The 20,261-nt window shown below is 72.0% G+C and carries 15 protein-coding genes; 8 read left to right on the forward strand and 7 right to left on the reverse strand.

Going from position 1 to position 20,261, the window contains the following annotated elements:
- Positions 1-10: 10 nt before the first annotated feature.
- Positions 11-1,372 (forward strand): cellulase family glycosylhydrolase, encoded by a 1,362-nt coding sequence (locus ACGFIW_RS03690; protein WP_393310757.1) that lies wholly within the window; start codon positions 11-13, stop codon positions 1,370-1,372.
- Positions 1,373-1,426: 54 nt separating this feature from the next.
- Here the strand turns inward: ACGFIW_RS03690 and ACGFIW_RS03695 are convergent, their stop codons facing one another.
- The 3 genes from ACGFIW_RS03695 to ACGFIW_RS03705 form a co-directional block, all read right to left on the reverse strand.
- Positions 1,427-2,701 carry an RNA polymerase sigma factor gene (locus ACGFIW_RS03695; RefSeq protein WP_393311235.1) on the reverse strand — a complete coding sequence of 425 codons (1,275 nt, stop codon included), beginning with the start codon at positions 2,699-2,701 and terminating at the stop codon, positions 1,427-1,429.
- 3 nt (positions 2,702-2,704) lie between these two features.
- Complete coding sequence (locus tag ACGFIW_RS03700; protein ID WP_393310758.1) at positions 2,705-3,106, reverse strand: YciI family protein; 402 nt, start codon at positions 3,104-3,106, stop codon at positions 2,705-2,707.
- Between the two features lie 94 nt (positions 3,107-3,200).
- Positions 3,201-5,405 (reverse strand): alpha-galactosidase, encoded by a 2,205-nt coding sequence (locus ACGFIW_RS03705; protein ID WP_393310759.1) that lies wholly within the window; start codon positions 5,403-5,405, stop codon positions 3,201-3,203.
- A 240-nt stretch (positions 5,406-5,645) separates the two neighbouring features.
- Here ACGFIW_RS03705 and ACGFIW_RS03710 point away from each other — a divergent pair, with 240 nt between their 5' ends.
- The 3 genes from ACGFIW_RS03710 to ACGFIW_RS03720 all read left to right on the forward strand — a co-directional run bounded on the left by ACGFIW_RS03710 (position 5,646) and on the right by ACGFIW_RS03720 (position 10,370).
- A complete protein-coding gene (locus ACGFIW_RS03710; protein WP_393310760.1) occupies positions 5,646-7,637 on the forward strand; it encodes a beta-galactosidase in 1,992 nt (663 codons plus the stop codon).
- Positions 7,638-7,674: 37 nt separating this feature from the next.
- On the forward strand, positions 7,675-8,451 hold the full coding sequence (locus ACGFIW_RS03715) for a DeoR/GlpR family DNA-binding transcription regulator (RefSeq protein WP_393310761.1): 777 nt from the start codon (positions 7,675-7,677) through the stop codon (positions 8,449-8,451).
- A 971-nt stretch (positions 8,452-9,422) separates the two neighbouring features.
- A complete protein-coding gene (locus ACGFIW_RS03720) occupies positions 9,423-10,370 on the forward strand; it encodes a sporulation protein (protein ID WP_393310762.1) in 948 nt (315 codons plus the stop codon).
- 65 nt (positions 10,371-10,435) lie between these two features.
- Here the strand turns inward: ACGFIW_RS03720 and ACGFIW_RS03725 are convergent, their stop codons facing one another.
- Both ACGFIW_RS03725 and ACGFIW_RS03730 read right to left on the reverse strand, forming a co-directional pair.
- Positions 10,436-10,813, reverse strand: coding sequence for a hypothetical protein (locus tag ACGFIW_RS03725; protein WP_393310763.1), 378 nt, complete (start codon positions 10,811-10,813; stop codon positions 10,436-10,438).
- A 178-nt stretch (positions 10,814-10,991) separates the two neighbouring features.
- The gene (locus ACGFIW_RS03730) at positions 10,992-13,034 is read right to left on the reverse strand and encodes a glycerophosphodiester phosphodiesterase family protein (RefSeq protein ID WP_393310764.1); all 2,043 of its coding nucleotides are present in this window, start codon (positions 13,032-13,034) and stop codon (positions 10,992-10,994) included.
- Positions 13,035-13,224: 190 nt separating this feature from the next.
- Between ACGFIW_RS03730 and ACGFIW_RS03735 the strand changes: the two genes are divergently transcribed.
- Positions 13,225-13,647, forward strand: a complete 423-nt coding sequence (locus ACGFIW_RS03735) for a hypothetical protein (protein WP_393310765.1) — start codon at positions 13,225-13,227, stop codon at positions 13,645-13,647.
- Positions 13,648-13,713: 66 nt separating this feature from the next.
- On the opposite strand, the gene ACGFIW_RS03740 is transcribed toward ACGFIW_RS03735, so the two are convergent.
- The gene (locus tag ACGFIW_RS03740; RefSeq protein WP_393311238.1) at positions 13,714-15,933 is read right to left on the reverse strand and encodes a HelD family protein; all 2,220 of its coding nucleotides are present in this window, start codon (positions 15,931-15,933) and stop codon (positions 13,714-13,716) included.
- Between the two features lie 219 nt (positions 15,934-16,152).
- Between ACGFIW_RS03740 and ACGFIW_RS03745 the strand changes: the two genes are divergently transcribed.
- On the forward strand, positions 16,153-16,809 hold the full coding sequence (locus ACGFIW_RS03745; RefSeq protein WP_393310766.1) for an SGNH/GDSL hydrolase family protein: 657 nt from the start codon (positions 16,153-16,155) through the stop codon (positions 16,807-16,809).
- A gap of 104 nt (positions 16,810-16,913) precedes the next feature.
- On the opposite strand, the gene ACGFIW_RS03750 is transcribed toward ACGFIW_RS03745, so the two are convergent.
- Entirely contained in the window at positions 16,914-18,041 is a 1,128-nt protein-coding gene (locus ACGFIW_RS03750) for an outer membrane lipoprotein carrier protein LolA (RefSeq protein WP_393310767.1), read from the reverse strand.
- A gap of 97 nt (positions 18,042-18,138) precedes the next feature.
- Here ACGFIW_RS03750 and ACGFIW_RS03755 point away from each other — a divergent pair, with 97 nt between their 5' ends.
- Both ACGFIW_RS03755 and ACGFIW_RS03760 read left to right on the forward strand, forming a co-directional pair.
- Positions 18,139-18,795 carry a response regulator transcription factor gene (locus ACGFIW_RS03755; RefSeq protein ID WP_393310768.1) on the forward strand — a complete coding sequence of 219 codons (657 nt, stop codon included), beginning with the start codon at positions 18,139-18,141 and terminating at the stop codon, positions 18,793-18,795.
- Between the two features lie 74 nt (positions 18,796-18,869).
- Complete coding sequence (locus ACGFIW_RS03760) at positions 18,870-20,246, forward strand: ATP-binding protein (protein WP_393311240.1); 1,377 nt, start codon at positions 18,870-18,872, stop codon at positions 20,244-20,246.
- Positions 20,247-20,261 lie beyond the last annotated feature (15 nt).

Below are 20,261 nucleotides of genomic sequence, written 5' to 3' on the forward strand. Positions count from 1 at the left end.
GAGGAAGGCCATGAAGACTCGACTCACCGCCGCCGGCGCGGCCCTGCTCGCGTTGCTCGTCGCCGTCCTGGCGATCGGCCAGCCGGCGCACGCCGCGGCTGGTTTCTCCGTCGCGGACGGCAGGCTGTACGACGCCAACGGCACCGAATTCGTCATGCGGGGCGTCAACCACGCGCACACCTGGTATCCGCAGCGGACAAGCTCGTTCGCCGACGTCAAGGCGCTCGGCGCGAACACCGTGCGGGTGGTGCTCGCCAGCGGCGACCGGTGGACCCGTAACACCAACGCCGACGTCGCCAACGTCATCTCGGTCTGCCGGGCCAACCGGTTGATCTGCGTGCTGGAGGTGCACGACACCACCGGTTACGGCGAGCAGAGTGGGGCCATCACCCTGGACCGGGCCGTCGACTACTGGCTCAGCCTCGCCGATGTTCTCGTCGGCCAGGAAAGATACGTCATCGTCAACATCGGCAACGAGCCGTACGGCAACCAGAACTACGGCTCCTGGGCCACCGACAACGCCAACGCGATCAAACGCCTCCGCGCCGGCGGGTTCACCCACACGATCATGGTGGACGCGCCGAACTGGGGTCAGGACTGGTCGTTCACCATGCGGGACAATGCCGCGTCGGTCTTCGCCGCGGACCCGGCCCGCAACACCGTCTTCTCCATCCACATGTACGGGGTGTTCGACACCGCCGCGGAGATCGGCGACTACCTGGGTCGTTTCCGCGCCGCGGGGCTGCCCATCGTGGTCGGTGAGTTCGGTTTCAACCACTCCGACGGGGATCCGGACGAGGACACCATCCTCGCCTACAGCCAGGCCAACGGGATCGGCTGGCTCGGCTGGTCGTGGAGTGGCAACGGCGGCGGTGTGGAATATCTCGACCTCGCCACCAACTTCGACCCGGCCAACCTGACCACCTGGGGTCAGCGGCTCTTCAACGGCGTCAACGGCATCCGGCAGACCTCCCGGGAGGCAAGCGTCTTCGGTGCCACACCGCCGACGACCACGCCCCCGCCGACGACGCCCCCGCCCACGACGCCCCCACCGACCACGCCTCCGCCCACGGGTGGTTGCACGGCGACCTACACGGTGACCAACCAGTGGCAGGGCGGTTTCCAGGGCGAGGTACGGGTGACCGCGGGCAGCGCGGCTATCGCCGGCTGGACCGCCCGCTGGACCCTCGCCAACGGCCAGAGCGTCACCCAGTCCTGGAACGCCGCCCTGACCAGCAGCGGAGCGGCGGTGACCGCGCGCAACCTGGAGTACAACGGCCGGTTGGCCGCCGGTGCCAGCGTCAGCTTCGGATTCCTGGGCGGCTGGACCGGCAGTAACCCCAAGCCGGAGGTGAGCTGTACGGCAGGCTGACCGACGCCAGGTGGCCGGGCCCGCAGCGGGGCCGGCCACCGCGTCCGGCTGCGGTCAGTGCTCCCCGGTCAGGTTCACGATGACCACGGCGGCGAGTCGGGCTGCCCGCATCGTCAGGTAGCGCTGTTCGGGCAGGCTGTTCGTGTGGGCGGCGGCGGCCCGGTAGTCGACGATCGCCTGCTCCCGATCGCCGGCCATCTCGTGCAGGTGGGCGCGGACGGCGGGCAACCGGTGGTGCCCGCCCAGTCGGGGGTCGTCGGCCAGCGCGGCGAGGGCGGCGAGGCCGGCAGCCGGCCCGTGCACCATGGCGGTCGCCACGGCCCGGTTGAGTGCCACCACCGGGCTGTCGACGAGCCGCCCCAGCACCTCGTAGAGCGCCAGGATCTGCGGCCAGTCGGTCCGCTCGGTGCTCGGTGCCTCGTCGTGCACGGCAGCGATGGCGGCCTGCACCTGGTACGGGCCGACGGGCCCGCGCGGCAGCGCACGGGTGACGAGTGCGATGCCCTCGGCGATCGCCGCCGCGTCCCAGCGGCTGCGGTCCTGGTCGGCCAGGGAGATCAGCTCACCGGACGGCCCGGTCCGTGCCGGGCCGCGCGCCTCGGTGAGCAGCATCAACGCCAGCAGCCCCGCCGACTCGCTGTCGTCGGGCAGCAGCGCGTGCAGCGCACGGGCCAGCCGGATCGCCTCCGCCGCGAGGTCGATGCGGCGCAGGTCCGGCCCAGCGGTGCTGGTGTGCCCCTCCGTGAAGATCAGATAGAGCACCTGCCGGACGGCGACCAGCCGCTCGGCCCGCTCCGCCTCCTCGGGCATCCGGAACGGCAGCCCGGACGCGCGGATGCGCTGTTTGGCCCGGCTGATCCGCTGCGCCATTGTGGCCTCGGGCACCAGGAACGCGCGGGCGATCTCGGCGGTGTTCAGCCCGCCGACGGCGCGCAGGGTCAACGCCACGGCCGACGTCGGGGCGAGCGCCGGATGGCAGCAGAGCATCAGCAGGACCAGTGTGTCGTCCCGCTCGGCGGTCAACTCCTCGTCCGCGGCCGGGGCGTACCGCCGGTCGTCGGGGTTTCGGCGGGCGACCAGGTCCTCCCGGCGTCGCCGGGCCTGCTCGGCGCGGACCAGCTCGATCATCCGGCGGTAACCGACCTGGACCAGCCAGCCGCGCGGGTTCGCCGGCAACCCCTCGGCCGGCCACTGGGTGGCGGCGGCCAGCAGGGCCTCCTGCACGGCGTCCTCGGCGGTGGCGAAGTCACCGAAACGGCGGGCGAGCACGCCGAGGACCTGCGGCGCCAGCTCGCGCAGCAGGTCCTCGACGCGGGGATCGGTAGTCAGCCCTCACAGCTCCTGCGGTGGGGCGGACATCACCGGGTGCACCTCGATGGGCATGTTCAGCGGACGGCCGCCGGGGCCGGGTGCGGTGGAGATGTACGCGGCCAACTCCACGGCCCGCTGTGGGCTGTCGCAGTCGACGACCCAGAAACCGGCGAGGAACTCCTTCGTCTCGGCGAACGGCCCCTCGGTGACCACCGGCGCACCGCCCGCATCGGCCCGGACGATCCGGGCCTGCTGCGGACCGCCGAGCCCCTGCCCGTCGACCCACTCCCCGGCGGCGGTGAGCTTGTCGTTGACCTCGCCCATGAACGCGATGTGCGCCCGGACCTCGTCCTGGGTCCAGGTGTCGATGCTCGGGAAGTCGGTCCCGGCGGCGCTGAACTGCATCAGCAGCATGTACTTCATGGTTCGCTCCTCACACCCGCGCACCCTCGTCGGTGCTCTCACCCTGAGGTAGAAGCAGCAGCCGCCGTTCTCGACACTCCGGCGGAAGATTTTCTCAGTCGATCGCGTCGACCTCCAACACCAGGCTCTGCTCCGGGTGCAACGCGGGCAGTTGCACGCCGACCCGGGCCAGCGCCGCCCCGCTGAGGGTGACACCGGAGGCCAGCCACGGCGGCGCGGCCCGCTCGATCGTCGCCGGAGCGGGTGCGTCCGCCACCGGCCGCACCCGGTACCGCCGGGCCGGGTCGAGGCCGGGCAGCCGGACCGAGCCCGGGGTCTGCGCCACCGAGGTGGCCAGCCGGGCCACCGCGTACACCGCCCGGGTGTTGTCCTTCTCGACCACGCCGTGCGCCCAGACGGCCGGGTCCGGGTGGTCGACCCGGACCATCCGACCGGAGTGCAGCAACGGCCGCAGCCGTTTGTGCAGTGCCACCCAGGCGGCCAGCTCGGTCTGCTCGGCGGCGCTGATCGAGGCGATGTCCCACTCGATGCCGTGGTGGCCGAAGAGGGCGGTGGCCGCCCGGAAGCCCAGGTCGTGTACGCGGTGGGTGGTGTGTGAGCGCTCCGGGCCGATGTGCGTGCCGATCAGCTCCGGTGGCAGCAGCAGCCCGGTCCAGCGCTGGATGCTGAGCCGTTCCAGGGCGTCGTTGCAGTCGCTGGCCCAGGCCCGGTCGGTGCGGGCCAGGATGGCCAGGTCCACCCGGGCGCCGCCGGACGAGCAGCTCTCGATCTCCACGCCGGGGTGCCGGCGGCGCACCTCGTCGAGGAGTCGGTAAACCGCCAGGGTCTGCCCGTGGACCCCCGGGCGGCCGTGGTGCCCGGCCTCGGTGAGGTCCCGGTTCTGGTCCCACTTCAGGTAGCTGATGCCGGGGTGGTCGGTGAGCAGCGTGTCGAGGCGTTCCAGCAGGTAGTCGTAGGTTTCCGGGCGGCCCAGGTCGAGCGCCTGCTGGTTGCGCCACGCCGGCGGCAGCCGGCCCGGCACGGCCAGCAGCCAGTCCGGGTGCGCCCGGAACAGGTCGGAGTCGGGGTTGACCATCTCCGGTTCGACCCACAGACCGAACTGGAGGCCCCGTCCGGTCACGTGGTCGATGAGCGGTTGGAGGCCGTCGGGCCAGACGCCGTCGTCGACGTACCAGTCACCGAGGCCGGCGGTGTCGTCGCGCCGGCCGCGGAACCAGCCGTCGTCGAGCACGAACCGCTCCACGCCGATCCGCGCCGCGTGGTCGGCGAGCGCCCGCAGCCGGTCCAGGTCGTGGTCGAAGTAGACCGCCTCCCAGACGTTGAGGGTCACCGGGCGGGGGAAGCGCGGGTGCCCGGGCCGGGCTCGCAAATGGGTGTGAAGTACGTCGCTGAGCCCGTCCAGCCCGGCGTCGGACCAGACGGCGTAGAGCAGGGGAGTCTCGTAGGACTCGCCGGGGCCGAGCCGGATCTCGCCGGGGGCCAGCAACTCGCCGCCGCCGAGGGTGGACTCGCCGGTGGGGCGGCGCTCGGCGAACGTGACGTGGTCGCCGCTCCACGCGGTGTGCACCGCCCAGACCTCACCGTGCCCGAAGCCGAACCCGGCGGTGCCCGCCACCAGCAGCAGCGTGGCGTCGTGCCCGGTCCGCCCGTGTCGGCCCTCGCGGACCCAGGCGCCGTGCGGCCACGGGTGCCGCTGCGGGGACCGTTCCCGGCACCACCGGCCGGTCAGGTCGAGCAACTCGGTGGCGACCGCCGGCACCGGCAGCACGGGCGTCAGCTCCCGCAGCTCGTACGCGCCGTCGCCGTCGTTGCGCAGCCGGTGCCGAATGGTCAGCAACCCGTGCCGGTCCAGCGTGATCTCGCAGGTCAGGGTCAGCCCGGCGGCCGGGTCCGACGCCCGCACGGTCAGCTGCGCCGCGCCGGGCCCGTCGTGCCCACCGTCGCCCGGGAGTACGCCCACCGCCTCCCCACCCGCAGCCAAGTGCCCGGGTTCGGGGTCCTCGTGCAGGTCCAACCCGTCGAGGCGGAACGCGGTGGACCAGTCCCGTCCGTCGCGGTGCCCGGCCAGCCCCGGCCGACCGCCCCAGCCGGCACTCGGCTCCGGCAACAGCGACAGCGGGGGCGGCTCGTCGAAGCTGCTCGGCACCACCGGCGGCACCGTCGCTTCGGCGAGCTGGCGCAGGCCGTCGTCATCGAGGTCACCGACGTCACCGCCCCAGTGCACGACCCGGGGCAGCCCTGGGCCGCGCGCGTCGAGCACCAGGCTGGCCCGCGCACGGCGCAGGTGCAGGATCGTCATCCCTTCGAGGCTCCCAAGGTCAGGTGACCGTGAGCACCCGTCGGGATCCACCGAGAATCCACATTGGTCAACACGATCGGCCAGTGGGGCCTCAAGTTACCCCTCGGTCAGGCGCTGTCAAGAGGGCAGTTCGCGTTCGGTAACCAGTGGTGATAGGCCCGTTACCCGGTAGGCGTGGAAAACGAATCGATGTTGGAATCTGTTGACTTGCCTGGCGCGCGAGGTGCACCCTCGGCTCTCATGCGGCAATGGCACGAGAACGGCATCTATTTCGGCGGCGACTACAACCCCGAGCAGTGGCCCGAGCAGACCTGGTCCGAGGACATCGAGCTGATGCGCCGCGCCGGGGTCAACCTGGTCTCGGTCGGCATCTTCTCCTGGGCCCTGCTGGAGCCCACCCCGGGCCGGTTCGAGTTCGGTTGGCTGGACCGGGTGCTCGACCTCCTGCACGACGGCGGGATCCAGGTCGACCTGGCCACCGCCACCGCCAGCCCACCGCCGTGGCTGGCCCGCGCGCACCCGGAGACACTGCCCCGCCAGGCCGACGGCACGATCCTCTGGCCGGGCGGCCGACAGGCGTATTGTCCCAGCTCGCCGGTGTTCCGGGAGCGGTCGCTGGAGTTGGTGCGGGCGGTCGCCGGCCGGTACGCCGAACACCCCGCCGTGGTGCTGTGGCACGTCTCCAACGAGTTGGGCTGCCACAACGCGCACTGCTACTGCGACGTCAGCGCCGAGGCGTTCCGGGGCTGGCTGCGGGCGCGCTACGGCGACCTGACGCGGCTCAACGACGCCTGGGGCACCGCGTTCTGGAGTCAGCGCTACGGCGACTGGGCCGAGATCAACCCGCCGCGCACGGTGACGGCCTTCGCCAACCCCACGCAGCAGCTCGACTTCCTGCGATTCTCCTCCGACGAACTGCGCGCCCAACTGCGCGCCGAACGCGAGGTGCTGAAGACCCTGGTCCGCCAGCCGATCACCACCAACTTCATGATCGGCATGGGCGTCAAGCACATGGACTACCAGTCCTGGGCCGACGATGTGGACCTGGTGTCCAACGACCACTACCTGACCGCCGCCGACCCGGAGGCGCACCTCGGGTTGGCGCTCGCCGCCGACCACACCCGGGGCATTGCTGGTGGTGACCCGTGGCTGCTGATGGAGCACTCCACGAGCGCCGTCCAATGGCAGCCGCGCAACGTGGCCAAGCTGCCCGGGCAACTGCGCCGCAACAGTCTGGCGCACGTCGCCCGCGGTGCCGATGGCGTGCTGTTCTTCCAGTGGCGCGCGTCCCGGTTCGGCGCCGAGAAGTTCCACTCCGCGCTGGTGCCGCACGCCGGGCCGGACACCAAGGTGTTCCGCGAGGTCTGCCAACTCGGCGCGGACCTCAGGGCCCTCGCGGAGGTACGCGGCAGTCGGGTGGACGCCGACGTGGCGATTCTGTTCGACTGGGAGGCGTGGTGGGGCCTCGAACTGGACTCGCACCCCAGCGTCGACGTCACCTACGCCGACCGGTTGAACGCCCTCTACCGCGCACTCTGGAAAGCCGGCGTGACCGCCGATGTGATCCACCCGTCGGCCGACCTGAGCGGCTACCGGCTGGTCCTGGTGCCGACCCTCTACCTGGCCCGGGACGCCGACGTCGCGGCACTGCACCGCTACGTCGAGGGCGGCGGCACCGCGGCGGTCACCTACTTCAGTGGCATCGTCGACTCCAACGACCACATCCGCCTCGGCGGCTACCCCGGCGCGTTCCGGGAGTTGCTCGGCGTACGCACCGAGGAGTTCTTCCCGCTGCGTGAGGGCGAGCAGGTCCACCTGGACGACGGCAGCACCGCCGACGTGTGGACCGAGTGGCTGCACCCGGACGGCGCGCAGGTGCTCGCGTCGTACACCGACGGGCCCCTGCCGGGCGTGCCGGCGCTGACCCGGCACCCGGTGGGCGACGGCGCCGCCTGGTATGTCGGCACCCGGCTGGACGAGCCAGCCACCGATCGCCTGGTCGCCCGGCTCGTCGACGAGGCGGGCGTGCGCCCGGCGGCGTCGGCGCCGCCCGGGGTGGAGGTGGTACGCCGGCGCGACGGCGAGCGCACCTGGCTGTTCGTCATCAACCACACCGAGGCGGAGATCCGGCTCCCGGCGAACGGCGTCGAGCTGTTGACCGGTGCGCGGTGTGCCGGTGAGCTGAGGGTGCCGGCCGGTGCGGTGGCGGTCGTCCGTGAGGATCCGGCCTGACCCTGACGACAGTCCACGGCGCGAAGGAGCTTTCCCCATGCTCGCCCAGCAGCGGCAGACCGTCATCCTCGATCTGATCCGACAGCGTGGCGGCGTACGGGTGAGCCACCTGGTCAGCCGGTTCGGCGTGTCCGACATGACGATCCGCCGTGACCTGGAGGCGCTGGCCGAGCGCGGCCTGGTGGACAAGGTGCACGGCGGCGCGACACTCGCCGGGCCGGGCTCGGCCGAGGAGCCCGGCTTCGCGGCGAAGTCGATCCGTCAGCAGGCCGAGAAACGGGCCATCGCCGCGCAGGCGGCGACGATGGTGGAGCCGGGGATGGCCATCGCGCTGTCCGCCGGCACCACCACCGCGGCGCTGGCCACCGTGCTCTCCGACGTACGGGGGCTGACCGTGGTCACCAACTCGATCCCGGTGGCCGACGCGCTCTACCAGGACCCGCGCGCCGACCAGACGGTGGTGTTGACCGGCGGCATCCGCACCCCGTCGGACGCGTTGACCGGGCCGGTGGCCGAGGCGGCGATCAGCGCGCTCAACGTCGACCTGCTCTTCCTCGGCGTGCACGGGCTCAGCCCACGCACCGGGTTCACCACACCCAACCTGCTGGAGGCCGGGGTCAACAGGTGCCTGATCGGTGCCGCCCGCCGGCTCGTGGTGCTCGCCGACCACACCAAGTGGGAGACCATCGGCATCGCCACCATCGCCCCCCTGGAGGCCGCCGACGTCCTCATCACCGACGTCGGCCTGCCGGCCGAGGCCCGCACCACGATCGGCGAACAGGTAGGCGAACTGGTCATCGTCAACCCCGCCTGAGCACGTTCCCGCGCGTCTCTACCCCGCGCCGCCCTGCGTGTCCCCGTGCCGCGCTGCGCCCTGCGCTCCCCGCGCCGCGTTGTGTGTCCCCGCGCCGCCCTGCTCCCTGCGCTCCCCGCGCCGCGTTGTGTGTCCCCGCGCCGTGCCGTCCTGCGTCCTGCGCTCCCCGCGCCGCGTTGTGTGTCCCACCGGGGCGGTAGGGCCAGCGGCCCGACCCGCACCGAGGATTGCCGGGCCGGGACGCCGGTGCGGCGTCCCGGCCTTCCGCTGCACGGCCCACCGGACCAGCGACCGGCGACATCGTCGACGGCGGTGCGGGCCGCCAAGCACGGGTGATCGACTCGCATTTATGAAAGTCGGGGTGTCCTGGTCGCGGTGACACCGCGCCTTTCAGCAAACCGAGTCGATCATGCATCTCGGCGCACATCGACGTCCCTCACGCTGCGACCTAGGGGACGTTCCACGCATTTCGGCGACACAAAGTGCAAGATCGGCGCGGGGAGCGCGGGGAGCGCAGGGCGCAGGGCGGCGCGGCACGGCGCGGGGACACGTAACGCGGCGCGGGGACACGTAACGCGGCGCGGGGACACACAACACGGCGCGGGGACACACAACACGGCGCGTCGTCTGCGACATCAGCTCCAAAGGCTCGCCGACTGACATTCGCCCCTTGGCTGGCTGACGGTGCATGGGTGGCAGGCATCGAGCGGCCGAGCTGGCGATCGCGGATCTGCGGCGCTGATCGACTCGGGTTCACGGAAGGCGGGGTGTCCCGGTCGTGGCGATGCCCCGGTTTCCAGGAACCCGAGTCGATCAAGCGCCGCGGCGGCGCCGCCGGCAGCGGCGCCGCCGGCAGCGGCGAGGCCGGCGCCGGCGCTTCACAGCCATCTCACAGGGGTGCTGGATAGGGTGCCGGTCGAGTCAACGTCCGACTCCAGCGGAGGAGCGGTCGGCGTCGCACAGGAGTTCCGATGGTCTTCAAGAAGATGTTGAGCGCGTTCGGTGTGGGCGGTCCCAGTGTGGACACTGTGCTGACCAACCCCAACACCCGGCCCGGCCTGACCCTCGACGGGCAGGTCAACCTCGTCGGTGGCGATGCCGAGGCGGCCATCGAGCAGGTGGTGATCGGCCTGGTGACCCGGGTGGAGGTCGAGGGGCACGACGCCGAATACTCCGGCACCCTGGAGTTCCACCGGATGGCGGTCAGCGGCGCGTTCCTGCTCGCCCCGAAGCAGCAGCTCTCGATCCCGTTCCAGCTCCCGGTGCCGTGGGAGACCCCGATCACCGACGTGTACGGCCAGCGCCTGCACGGCATGACGATGGGCCTGCGGACCGAGCTGGCGGTCGCCCGCGCGGTCGACAAGAGCGACCTGGACCAGGTGGCGGTGCACCCGCTGCCGGTGCACGAGCGGATCCTGGAGGCGTTCCAGCGGCTCGGTTTCCGGTTCAAGCACGCCGACCTGGAGCGCGGTCACATCCGGGGCGTGCAGCAGACGCTGCCGTTCTATCAGGAGATCGAGTTCTTCGCCGCTCCGCAGTACGCGGGCACGATCAACGAGGTCGAGCTGACCTTCGTGACCAGCCAGCGCGGCGTGGAGGTCATCCTGGAGTGCGACAAGCGCGGCGGCTTCCTCAGCGCCGGGCACGACGCGTTCGGCCGCTTCCAGGTGGCGCACACCGACGTCGACCGGGTGGACTGGGCGCAGGTCGTCGACGGTTGGCTGCGCGAGACCACGTCTCGCTACGGCAGCCTCCGCTCGCAGTACGGCCCGAGTCACGGCCACGGCCACAGCCGTGGGCACGGGATGGGCGGCATGGTGGCCGGTGCGGCGCTCGGCGTCGCGGGCGGCATGGTCGCCGGCGAGATGATCGAGGACGCGTTCGAGGGCGACTTCGGCGACTTCGGCGGCGACGAGTAGCCGGTACGAACACGACGGTGGCCTCCGGGAGGATCTCCCGGAGGCCACCGTGCACTGTGGAGCCGTCAGTGGCGGGCCTTGCGCTCCTCGCTGCTGCGCCAGTTGCTGCCGGCCTTCGAGAGGCCACGGCTACCGAGGTAGCCAAGCGTCAGCAGGGTGATCAGGAACCAGGCGTTGTCGGCCCGGAAGATGTCCACCCCAGCGGAGTTTCTGCCAACGACCTGCGACGCGCCCAGTACGGCGGCCACCGCGATCAGGTAGATCCAGAACTCGGTGGTCTTGAACGCCTGCTTGGTCTCCGTACCCGGTGCCTGCATGTCGTTGCGACGCCCGTCATGCATGACCGGCATCTGTTGGGTCGGCATGTCCCGCATCGACGCGGGATTCTGCGGGTCGTTCATGGGCCGGTTCATCGGCCGGGTGGAAGCAGCCTGCGTGCTCATCTGGTCCTCCTCAGGATGCGATGAGGCGTACCTGCATTCCCTCGCCCCGCTACCGCGTGTCGGCCACGGCACGGTTCGCTTTCGTGGCGGGGACAACCCCCGACTACCCGAGGCCCCGGAGCAGGTAACACCGATCGCCGGCCGGAAAAATCCGGCCGGCGATCAGCGCGTGGGCAGCTCAGCGCAGGCCGTTGCGGATGGCCACGCGCACCAACAGCTCGGGGTCGTCGGTGATGAGGCCGTCGACACCGAGGTCGATGACCCGCTGCATCACCGCGGCGTCATCGACGGTGTACGGGATCACCTTCAGCCCGTCGCGCGCCTGGAGCGTGCGTACGTCCGGTCCGTGGAAGTATGCCGGGTTCTGCCGCAGGTACCAGTCGTCCGAGGCGACGGTGCCCTGCTTCGGGTCGTGCACCTGCCAGTTGGCCGACACCGTGCCCGCACCGGCGGCCCGGGTCAGCTTGCCCAGGTCCTGGTACTTCCACCAGTCCAGCCCACCGGTCCACGGGCTCCGCACCGACGGGTTGCCGTACACGGCCTGCAACGAGCACTCGTCGGCGAGCGTCGCGCACTCGGCCGGGCCGTACTGCCAGACCAGAGCGACAGTGCCGATCCGCCGGTCGAGCTGCCGGGCGTAGGTGATGGTGCGCCAGTCGAACGACTGGATGGTGGCCCGGTTGGTGAAGCCGGCCCGCTGGATCGCGTCGACGAGCTTGCGGGTGAAGCTGCGGTACGGCTCGGTGTCGTCCACCACCGGGCTGATCTTCGTCTCGATGTTCATCGCGATGTCACTGCGGCCGCTCGCCTTCACCAGGTCGAAGACCTCGTCCAGGGTCGGGATCCGGGCACCGGGCGCGGGCACCTGCGCGGGCAGTTCGGGCAGCGTCTTCGTGCCGCAGTCGACGGTCTTGAGCTGCGCCAGGGTCAGTTCGTGCACCGGCTTGCCCACGTACGGGAACGCCGGGTCGCCACGGCGCACCGGGCGGGTGTCGACGCAGTGCGACCCGTTCACGGTGCGGTCGTGCAGCACCACGAGCTTGCCGTCGGCGGTCACGCCGGTGTCCAGTTCCAGCGTGGAGACGGCCCGGTTGGACAACGCGTTCGCGAAGGCCGGCAGGGTGTTCTCCGGACGGGTGGCCCGGCCGCCGCGGTGCGCCTGGATGTCGAACGGCGCGGCGTACGCCTTGGGCAGCCGGTAGCCGCGCTGGGCCAGCAGTCCGCGCAGCCGGTCCGGGTAGTCGGTGATCATGCCGTCCACGCCGTCGTCGATCAGCTTGGCCATGGTCGGCAGGTCGTCGACCGTCCACGGGATCACCTTGATCCCGTAGCGGTGCGCCCGGGCGACCATCTCCCTGGTGACGTACGGCTGGTAGCCGGGGTCGGTGACGGTGCCGTTCTGCGGCATGCCGTGCACGGGCGAGAAGGCGGTGGCGCCGAAGCTGCGGATCGCCCTGATCGGGTCGCCGCCGAAGTCGTCGATGTCCAGCCCGCCCAGCCACGGCGAGGCACCCGGTTGACCGGTCTGGAGGAAGTCGTAGTTGGTCAGGGCGACGAGCGGCAGCTTCGGCTCGACCTGGCGCATGCGCATCAGCGCGCCCCAGTCGAAGCTCTGGATGGTGACCTGCCGGAGCAGCCCGGCGGCACGGATCTCGGCCGCGGTGACCCGGACGAACTCCTCGCGCGGCGCGGTCTCGGTCGGGGCGCCGGCCTCCACCTTGGTCTCGACGTTGAGCGTCACGTCCTTCGCCCGGTAGCGGTTGACGAGCGCGAAGACCTCACGCAGCAGCGGCATCCGGGCGCCCGGGACGGCGAGCTGGCCGGGCTTGTCCGGCAGCGTCTTCGAGCCGCAGTCGAGGGAGCGCACCTGGGCCACGGTGAGCGTGTTGACGTACTTCCCGACGTACGGGAACTCCGGGTCGCCGGGCGTCACCGGGGCGGTGTCGACGCACTTGGCGCCACTGATCTTGCGGTCGTGGGTGACGACGGCCTGACCGTCCTCGGTGATCTGCACGTCCAGTTCGAGGGTGGTCACCCCGAGTTGGAGGGCGTTGCCGAAGGAGGCCAGGGTGTTCTCCACCCGCAGCCCGAGGCCGCCCCGGTGGGCCTGCACGTCGAATGTCCGGTCCGGTCGCGGTTTCGCCTGGGCGGGCACCGCGAGCCCGGTCGTCACCGTCGCGGCCACCAGGGCCGCGACGGCGGTACGGCGTACTGTGCGCACGCTGTCATCCCCTCTGCCGGCGGGCATCTCCCACCGGTCGCCGGACAGCATGGACATCTCGGACTGCGGGCAGGCGGCCAGTGGGCGGCGCGACGGTGAACCGCCGTGGACGACCTCCCGGTCAGGCAGGGTTTGGCCGGCCGGTGGTCGGGCACGCAGTCGGTTCCACCGCTTCTGCGAGGTGATGAGCGTGCGTGAGGACGACATGCGGCAGGACGCCGCCCGCGAGGCCGAGGATCGGATCGCCGGCGGCGTGTACGGCAAGGGCGCCCTCGACGAGGTGACGGTGCCCCGCACCGATGTGGAGAGTCAGATCCAGCGCGATGACCCGTTCGATCCGGCGAAGGAACGGATCGACCCGCAGGTGCTGCGCGACGGTGGCCCGGTCGGCGGGCAGGGCGCGGTGACGACCACCGGTGGCACCGCCGGGCCGGCGAGCGTACGCCGGGTGGCCCGGCAGCCGGAGCGGCACCGGGGCAGGGTCGCGCCGACGACGACCGGCGACGCCACCACCGGTGGCCTGAGCACGCCGATGAGCGGCAACACCAGCGACCAGTCCACGACGGCACCAGAACCAGGCAAGACCGTCCGGGACCGCACCGCCCGCGACTAGGCCGGCGTGATCATGAGGTTGACGTGGCTGTGGGAGACCACGGTCCACGTCAACCTCATGATCAACTCAGGCGGTGGGGCGGAGGACACCCAGGCGTTGGGTGGCTCGGGTCAGGGCCACGTACAGGTCGCTGCGACCGCGGGGAGACTCGGCCACCATCCGGTCCGGGTCCACCACCAGCACCGAGTCGAACTCCAGCCCTTTGGCCTGCGCGACGGTCAACACCACCACCCGGCTCTCCAGCTCCGGGTGCTCACCCACGGCGGCCTCCGGCAACGCGCCGGTCACCGCGGCACCCAACTCGCCCACCCGGCCGGTCGGCACGAGCACACCGAGCCGACCCTCGGTCAGCGCCGCCGCCTCCCGGGTGGCAGCCGCGACGAGTTCCGCCGCCAACCGCCCGTCGGGCACCGTCCGGTCCCACGGGGGTACGCCGCTCTCCCGTACCGAGCGCGGCGGACGCAGCGCCGGATCGATCTGCGCCAGGACGTCGGCGGCGACAGCCATGATCTCGGCGGGGGTGCGGTAACTGACCGTCAACTCGGTCAGCCGCCACCGCTGCGCCACGTACGGGGCGAGAGCATCCGCCCACGAGGGTGTGCCGCTGAGCGCACCGGTCTGTGCGACGTCCCCGACGATCGTCATCGACCGGCTGGGGCAGCGGCGCATCAGCAGCCGCCACGCCATCGGGGACAGCTCCTGCGCCTCGTCCACGATCACGTGGCCGAACGCCCACCTCCGGTCCGCGGCGGCCCGCTGCGCGGTGGTGAGGCGGTCCGCCTCCTCCTGCCGCTCCAGCAGCCGGTCCGCGTCGATCAGGTCGGTCACGCCGAGGATCTCACCGCCCTCGGCCTCGTCCTCGACGTCGATCGAGCGGGAACCCCGGGCGATTTCGAGCACGCCCTCGGCGTACTCCCGTTCCATCATCCGGATCCGGTCCCGGCGGGCGGCGGCGGCCCGCTCGTCCTCGCCGAGCAGCTCGGCGGCCTCGTCCAGCAGCGGCACGTCGGCCGGCGTCCAGCCACCCGGCTCCCGTTGGAGCAGCGCCCGCTCCTGCTCGGTCAGCATCGGCGCGGCGGCGGCGATCCGGTCCGGGTCGGCGTACAGGTCGGCGAGCAGCCGCTGCGGGGTGAGCACCGGCCACAGCCGGTCGAGGGCGGCCTGGATCTCCGTTTCCTCGCGCAGCTCGCGGCGGATCTCGGCCCGGTCCGCCTCGTCGAGCAGGTTGTCCCCGCCCAGTGGGTCGGCGCCGATCCGTTCGGCCACCTGGTCGGCGAGCGCGTGCACGACCTCGGTGTCGAACAGCGTGCGGGCCAGGTTGTGCGGCCGGTCGACGCGGCGCACCCGGTCCCGCGCGGCCCGCACGATCTCCGGGTCGAGGGTCAGCGTCTCCCGTTCGACCTCGATCTCCAGCGGCTCGTCCGGCACCCACTGCCGGTCCCGCACGGCCAGCGCCAGGACCTCGGCCCACACAGCCCGCCCCTTGAGCGCCGCGGTCTCCGCCGGCTCGGTCCGTTGGGCGCTCACCCCGGGAAAAAGATCACCCTGGGTACGCAGCAGCACGCCGGTCTCGGCAAGCGTCGGCAGCACCTGGGAGATGTAGCGCAGGAATGTCGCGTTCGGGCCGATCAGCAGCACGCCCCGGCTGGAGAGTTCGCGCCGGTGCGTGTAGAGCAGGTACGCCGCACGGTGCAGCGCGACGGCGGTCTTGCCGGTGCCGGGGCCGCCCTGGACCACCATGACGCCCGGCAGTTCGGCGCGGATGATCTCGTCCTGTTCGGCCTGGATGGTCTCGACGATGTCGCGCATCCGGCCGGTCCGGCCCGCGTTGAGGGCCGCGAGCAGCGACGCCTCGCCGGTCAGCTCCTCATGGCCGCCGGGGGCGGCGGTGTCGATGTCCAGCACCTCGTCGTTGAGCCCGGTCACCTTGCGCTGCCGGGTGCGCAGGTGCCGGCGGCGGCGGACGCCCTGCGGGTTCGCGGCGGTGGCGAGGTAGAAGGCGCGGGCGGCGGGGGCCCGCCAGTCCATCAGGAGCGGGTCGTAGTCACCGCTGCTGTCGAAGATGCCGATCCTGCCGATGTAGTGGCGGGAGTCGTCGTGACCGTCGAGACGGCCAAAGCAGAGCCCGTTCTCCACGGCGGAGAACTGCTCGACCTGATCGGCGTACATAGCGACCGAGCTGTCGCGCTGCGAGCGGTCCTGGAGGGTGCCGCCGGTGTTGCGCAGCTCGGCGGTGAGCCGCTGGGCGGCCTGCTCACGCAGCCCGTCCAGCCGGTCGTAGAGCATCGAGACGTACTCCTGCTCGCGACCGATCTCGTCGTCGAGCGGCAATTCGCCGGAACCGCCGGAGTGCCTTGACAAGCCGTCTCCCTAAAGATTAGAATCCTTTGCAGGAACGGCTTATAGCCGTTCTTTTTTGTGTCCTCGAATTGTTGAAGATAGCGCGTTCCGCCGGTTCTCACCAAGCCCGGCGGGTCGGCGCCGGTGAACGCGAGGTGACGTCTGATGATCCTGCGGCCCGGGCAACGCGTGGTCTTCATCGGCGACAGCATCACCGATTGTGGTCGGCGCGACATCGCCGCGCCATACGGCTCCGGTTACGTCAGCCTCGTGCGCGCGTTTGTCGAGGCCCGGCACCCCGAGCTGGAGCTGACCTGGGTCAACCGGGGTGTGGGCGGCGACACGGTGCGGGACCTGGCCGCCCGCTGGGACGACGACGCCATCGCCGAGCGCCCCGACTGGCTCGCCGTCCTGATCGGCATCAACGACATCTGGCGGCACTACGGCGATCGGCCGGAGGAGGCCGTCGGCATCGACGAGTACGAGCGCACCCTGCGCGACCTGCTGCGTCGGGCGGTCACCACCACCGGCTGCCGGCTGATCCTCGGTGACCCGTTTTTCATCGAGCCGGACCGTGGTGTCCCGCAACGCGCCGACACCGACCGGTACGCGGCAGTGGTGGCGGGGCTGGCCGCCGAGTTCGACGCGGTGCACGTGCCCAACCAGGCGGCGTTCGACCGGGTGCTCACGGTCAGCCCGTCGAGCCGCTGGGCCGACGACCGCGTGCACCCGCACCTGCCCGGTCACGCCGTCCTCGCCGACGCCTACCTGAGCGCCCTCGGCGCCCGTTGCCTGAGCATCCCCGGCGCGACCGGCCGCTGACTCAGCGCCCGCCGACACCGGTGGCTGCCGCTGGCGCGACAGGGTCGGACACGATGACGCGCCGGGCCAACCGCGAGGGTCGACCCGGCGCGGACACCGGAGGATCAGCCGCGAGCGGCCTGGTAGAGCCGCTCGGGAGTGACAGCGCCGGCGAGCACCCGGCCGTCGTCGGTGAGCAGCACACTGAACAGCTTGCCGGTGAGCAGACGGCCGCTACCCCAGTCGCCCTTGACCGCAGCGAGCCCGCCGAGCAGCCTCGACAGGTCCATGTCGGGTGCGGCGCCGGCCGGTGGCACGGCCGGCTTCGCGTCGGCCGGCTTGGCGCCGAGGGCCCCGTCGAGGCGGGCGACGAGCACCGTCGTCCAGCCGGTGCCCACCGCGCGTACCTGCGGATCGCCCGCCGGCTTGACGTGGCCGGGCTTGCCCGCGCCCGGTCGCTCGGCCTTCTCCTCGGTGACCGTCACGCCCGGCGGTGGGTTGAAGGTGAACTGGTCGTCGGCGGGCCGGCGGTAGTCGATCTGGGTGAAGGCCATCTCGAACGCCGGCTGGTCGCTGCCCTTGGCGAGCACCTCGAAGCGCAGCGGCACGTGCTGCTTGGCGTCGATGGCGATCCGTAGCTGGTGCACCAGGGAGTCCTTGTCGCGCGGCTGCAGCACCAGCTCGTACGCGTCCTGGCCGGCCACCGTCGCCGAGCGGCCCACGTTCACCTCGGTGCTCGGGTCGATCGCGGCCAACGCGAGGTCGGCGGCCTGCTGCGGAGTGGCCGGCAGGTTCGGCCGCGCGTCGGGTGCGGCCTTCGCGGCCTCGGTGTCGCCAATCGTGCGATGGCGGGCGGTGTTGGTGCGGCTCTCCCAGGTCCACACGTCCGGGCCGTTGCGGATCACGTCCTGCTCGCCGAGGGTGTCCAGCAACGCGACCCGCTGCCGCTCCGGGCCGGAATACCAGACCCGCAGGGTGTGGGTGCCGGTCAACATGCTTGTCAGCTCGTTGCCGGGGGCCAGCCCGACGAGCGGCGGCAGGCCGAGGTCGGCGCGCTGCACGACGGTGCCGGAGACCCCCTCCAGTCGGGAGGTCTGCAGGTCGACCAGGAGTTGGGCGGCGGTACGCGGCGGCAGGCTCGGCTCGGCCTCGGCGGCGAACGTGCCGATCGCCGCTCCACCGCCGATGACGGCGACGGCGGCGGTGGCCGGGACCAGCCAACGCAGGACGGGACGGCTTCTCAGGACGGACATGGTGGCACCTCCTGCGACCATCCTCCCCCCTCGGCCCTGAGAACGAGCTGAGGACGCGGAACCGCAGTCGGTTGAACCCGGGTGGCACCCTTGAACCGTGCGGTTGCTGGTGGTGGAGGACGAGGCCCGGTTGGCGGCTGCCCTGCAACGGGGCCTGGAGGCGGAGGGGTTCGCGGTGGACGTGGCACGGACCGGCCCGGCCGGTCTGGACGCCGCCCGGCACGGGGAGTACGACGCCATGATCCTCGACGTGATGCTCCCCGGCCTCTCCGGCTACGAGCTGGTCCGTCAACTGCGCGCGGAGCGGCACTGGTTGCCGGTGCTGATGCTCTCCGCCAAGGACGGCGAGTACGACCAGGCCGACGGCCTCGACTGTGGCGCCGACGACTACCTGACCAAACCCTTCTCGTACGTGGTGTTGCTGGCCCGGCTGCGGGCGCTGCTGCGCCGGGGCGCCCCGGAACGCCCGACGGTGCTGGCGGTCGGTGACCTGCGGCTGGACCCGGCCCGTCGACGGGTGACCCGGGCCGACGCCGAGGTGACGCTGACCGCGCGGGAGTTCGCGCTGCTGAACTATCTGATGCGCCGGCCCGGCCAGGTCATCTCCAAGATCGAATTGCTGGACCACGTCTGGAACGCGAGCCTGGAGACCGCGCCGAACATCGTCGAGGTGTACGTCGGCTACCTGCGCCGCAAGCTCGGTCGGGACCGGCTGGAGACGGTCCGGGGCGTCGGTTACCGGCTGGCGATGTGACCACCGACGCTCCCGTGCCCGCCCGCCGGGCGGGGGCCGGCTGGCTGCCGGTGCTGGGGCTGCGGGGGCGGCTCATGGCGATCGGAGTGTTCGGCCTCACCATCGGGCTGGCCCTGGGTGGCGTGGTGCTGCTCGGCGCCCTCGGCTTCGTGCTCCAACGAACTGTCGACACCGAGGCGTTCCGGACCGCCGACGCGGTCGCCCTGCTCGCCGCCGAGGACGCGTTGCCCGACCCGCTGCCGGTGGCCGGTGGGCAGGTCCGCGTCCAGGTCGTCGACGGGCAGGGGCGGATCCGGGCCGCCTCGATCGACGCCGACCGGCTGGTCCCCATGGTCCGCCCCGAGCGGCTGGACCACGACGGTCGGCAGCGGCTGGAGGTGCCGGCGGAGCGGGTCGGGCTGGTCGGCCCGGTCCGGGTGGTCGCCGTACCCGCCGGCACCGCGGCCGACCCGCTGACCGTGCTGGTCGCCCGGTCGATGGCCGACGTGCGGCACAGCACCCACGCGGTCCGGGTCATCCTGCTGGTGGCGTTCCCCCTGCTGGTGGCCGTGCTGGCCGGGGTGGCGTGGCGGGTGGTGGGCGCGACTCTGCGGCCGGTCGAGGCGTTACGTCGGGGCGCCGAGGAGATCACCGGGCGGGCCGGCACCGGTCGGCTGCCGGTGCCCGCGTCGGCCGACGAGATTCACCGGTTGGCGGTCACCCTCAACGGCATGCTGGACCGGCTGGAATCCGGCCGGGTGCGGCAACGGGCGTTCGTCTCCGATGCCGCACACGAGCTGCGCAGCCCGTTGACGAACATCCGGACCGAGCTGGAGGTGGCCCAGCGCCTCGCGGACCGCACGGACTGGAAGGCGGTGACCGCCAACCTGCTCGCCGACACCGACCGACTGAGCCGACTGGTCGACGATCTCCTGCTGCTGGCCCGCCTGGACGAGGCCCCGCCGGCCCGGGGGACCGGCCCGGTGGAGCTGGGCGCGCTGCTGGTCGAGGTCGCCGCCCGCTACCCGTCGCCGCCGGTGCGGGTGATGACGCCGCCGGGCCCGCTGTGGACGACCGGCAACGCGGACGAGCTGCGGCGCGTACTGGCCAACCTGGTCGACAACGCGGTACGCCACGCGTACGCCACGGTGGTGCTCGCCGCCGAGGCGGCACCGGTGACGCGGCGGACGGTCGGGGCGTACCACCTGGTGACGGTGACCGACGACGGCCCGGGGGTTCCGGCGGCGGACCGGGAGCGGGTGTTCGACAGGTTCACCAGGCTGGACGACGGTCGGGCCCGCGACGACGGCGGCGCCGGCCTGGGATTGGCCATCGTCCGGGAGCTGGTACGACGTGCGGGCGGCAGCATCACCCTGACCGACGCGCCGGAGCGGCACGGGCTCCGGGTCTGCCTGCTCCTGCCGGCGGTGCGGGCCGAGGACTCTCCGGAGCCACCGGTCGACGCACCGTGACGGTGGTGGTGCCCT

This window comes from Micromonospora sp. NPDC048935 (assembly GCF_043197875.1).
In the GTDB taxonomy this organism is placed as follows: Bacteria; Actinomycetota; Actinomycetes; order Mycobacteriales; family Micromonosporaceae; genus Micromonospora.

Coding starts and splice junctions, on each gene's coding strand:
- ACGFIW_RS03690 (WP_393310757.1), top strand. CDS start 11: ATGAAGACTCGACTCACCGCCGCCGGCGCGGCCCTGCTCGCGTTGCTC.
- ACGFIW_RS03700 (WP_393310758.1), bottom strand. CDS start 3,106: ATGAAGTACATGCTGCTGATGCAGTTCAGCGCCGCCGGGACCGACTTC.
- ACGFIW_RS03705 (WP_393310759.1), bottom strand. CDS start 5,405: ATGACGATCCTGCACCTGCGCCGTGCGCGGGCCAGCCTGGTGCTCGAC.
- ACGFIW_RS03710 (WP_393310760.1), top strand. CDS start 5,646: ATGCGGCAATGGCACGAGAACGGCATCTATTTCGGCGGCGACTACAAC.
- ACGFIW_RS03715 (WP_393310761.1), top strand. CDS start 7,675: ATGCTCGCCCAGCAGCGGCAGACCGTCATCCTCGATCTGATCCGACAG.
- ACGFIW_RS03720 (WP_393310762.1), top strand. CDS start 9,423: ATGGTCTTCAAGAAGATGTTGAGCGCGTTCGGTGTGGGCGGTCCCAGT.
- ACGFIW_RS03725 (WP_393310763.1), bottom strand. CDS start 10,813: ATGAGCACGCAGGCTGCTTCCACCCGGCCGATGAACCGGCCCATGAAC.
- ACGFIW_RS03740 (WP_393311238.1), bottom strand. CDS start 15,933: ATGCTCTACGACCGGCTGGACGGGCTGCGTGAGCAGGCCGCCCAGCGG.
- ACGFIW_RS03745 (WP_393310766.1), top strand. CDS start 16,153: ATGATCCTGCGGCCCGGGCAACGCGTGGTCTTCATCGGCGACAGCATC.
- ACGFIW_RS03750 (WP_393310767.1), bottom strand. CDS start 18,041: ATGTCCGTCCTGAGAAGCCGTCCCGTCCTGCGTTGGCTGGTCCCGGCC.
- ACGFIW_RS03760 (WP_393311240.1), top strand. CDS start 18,870: ATGGCGATCGGAGTGTTCGGCCTCACCATCGGGCTGGCCCTGGGTGGC.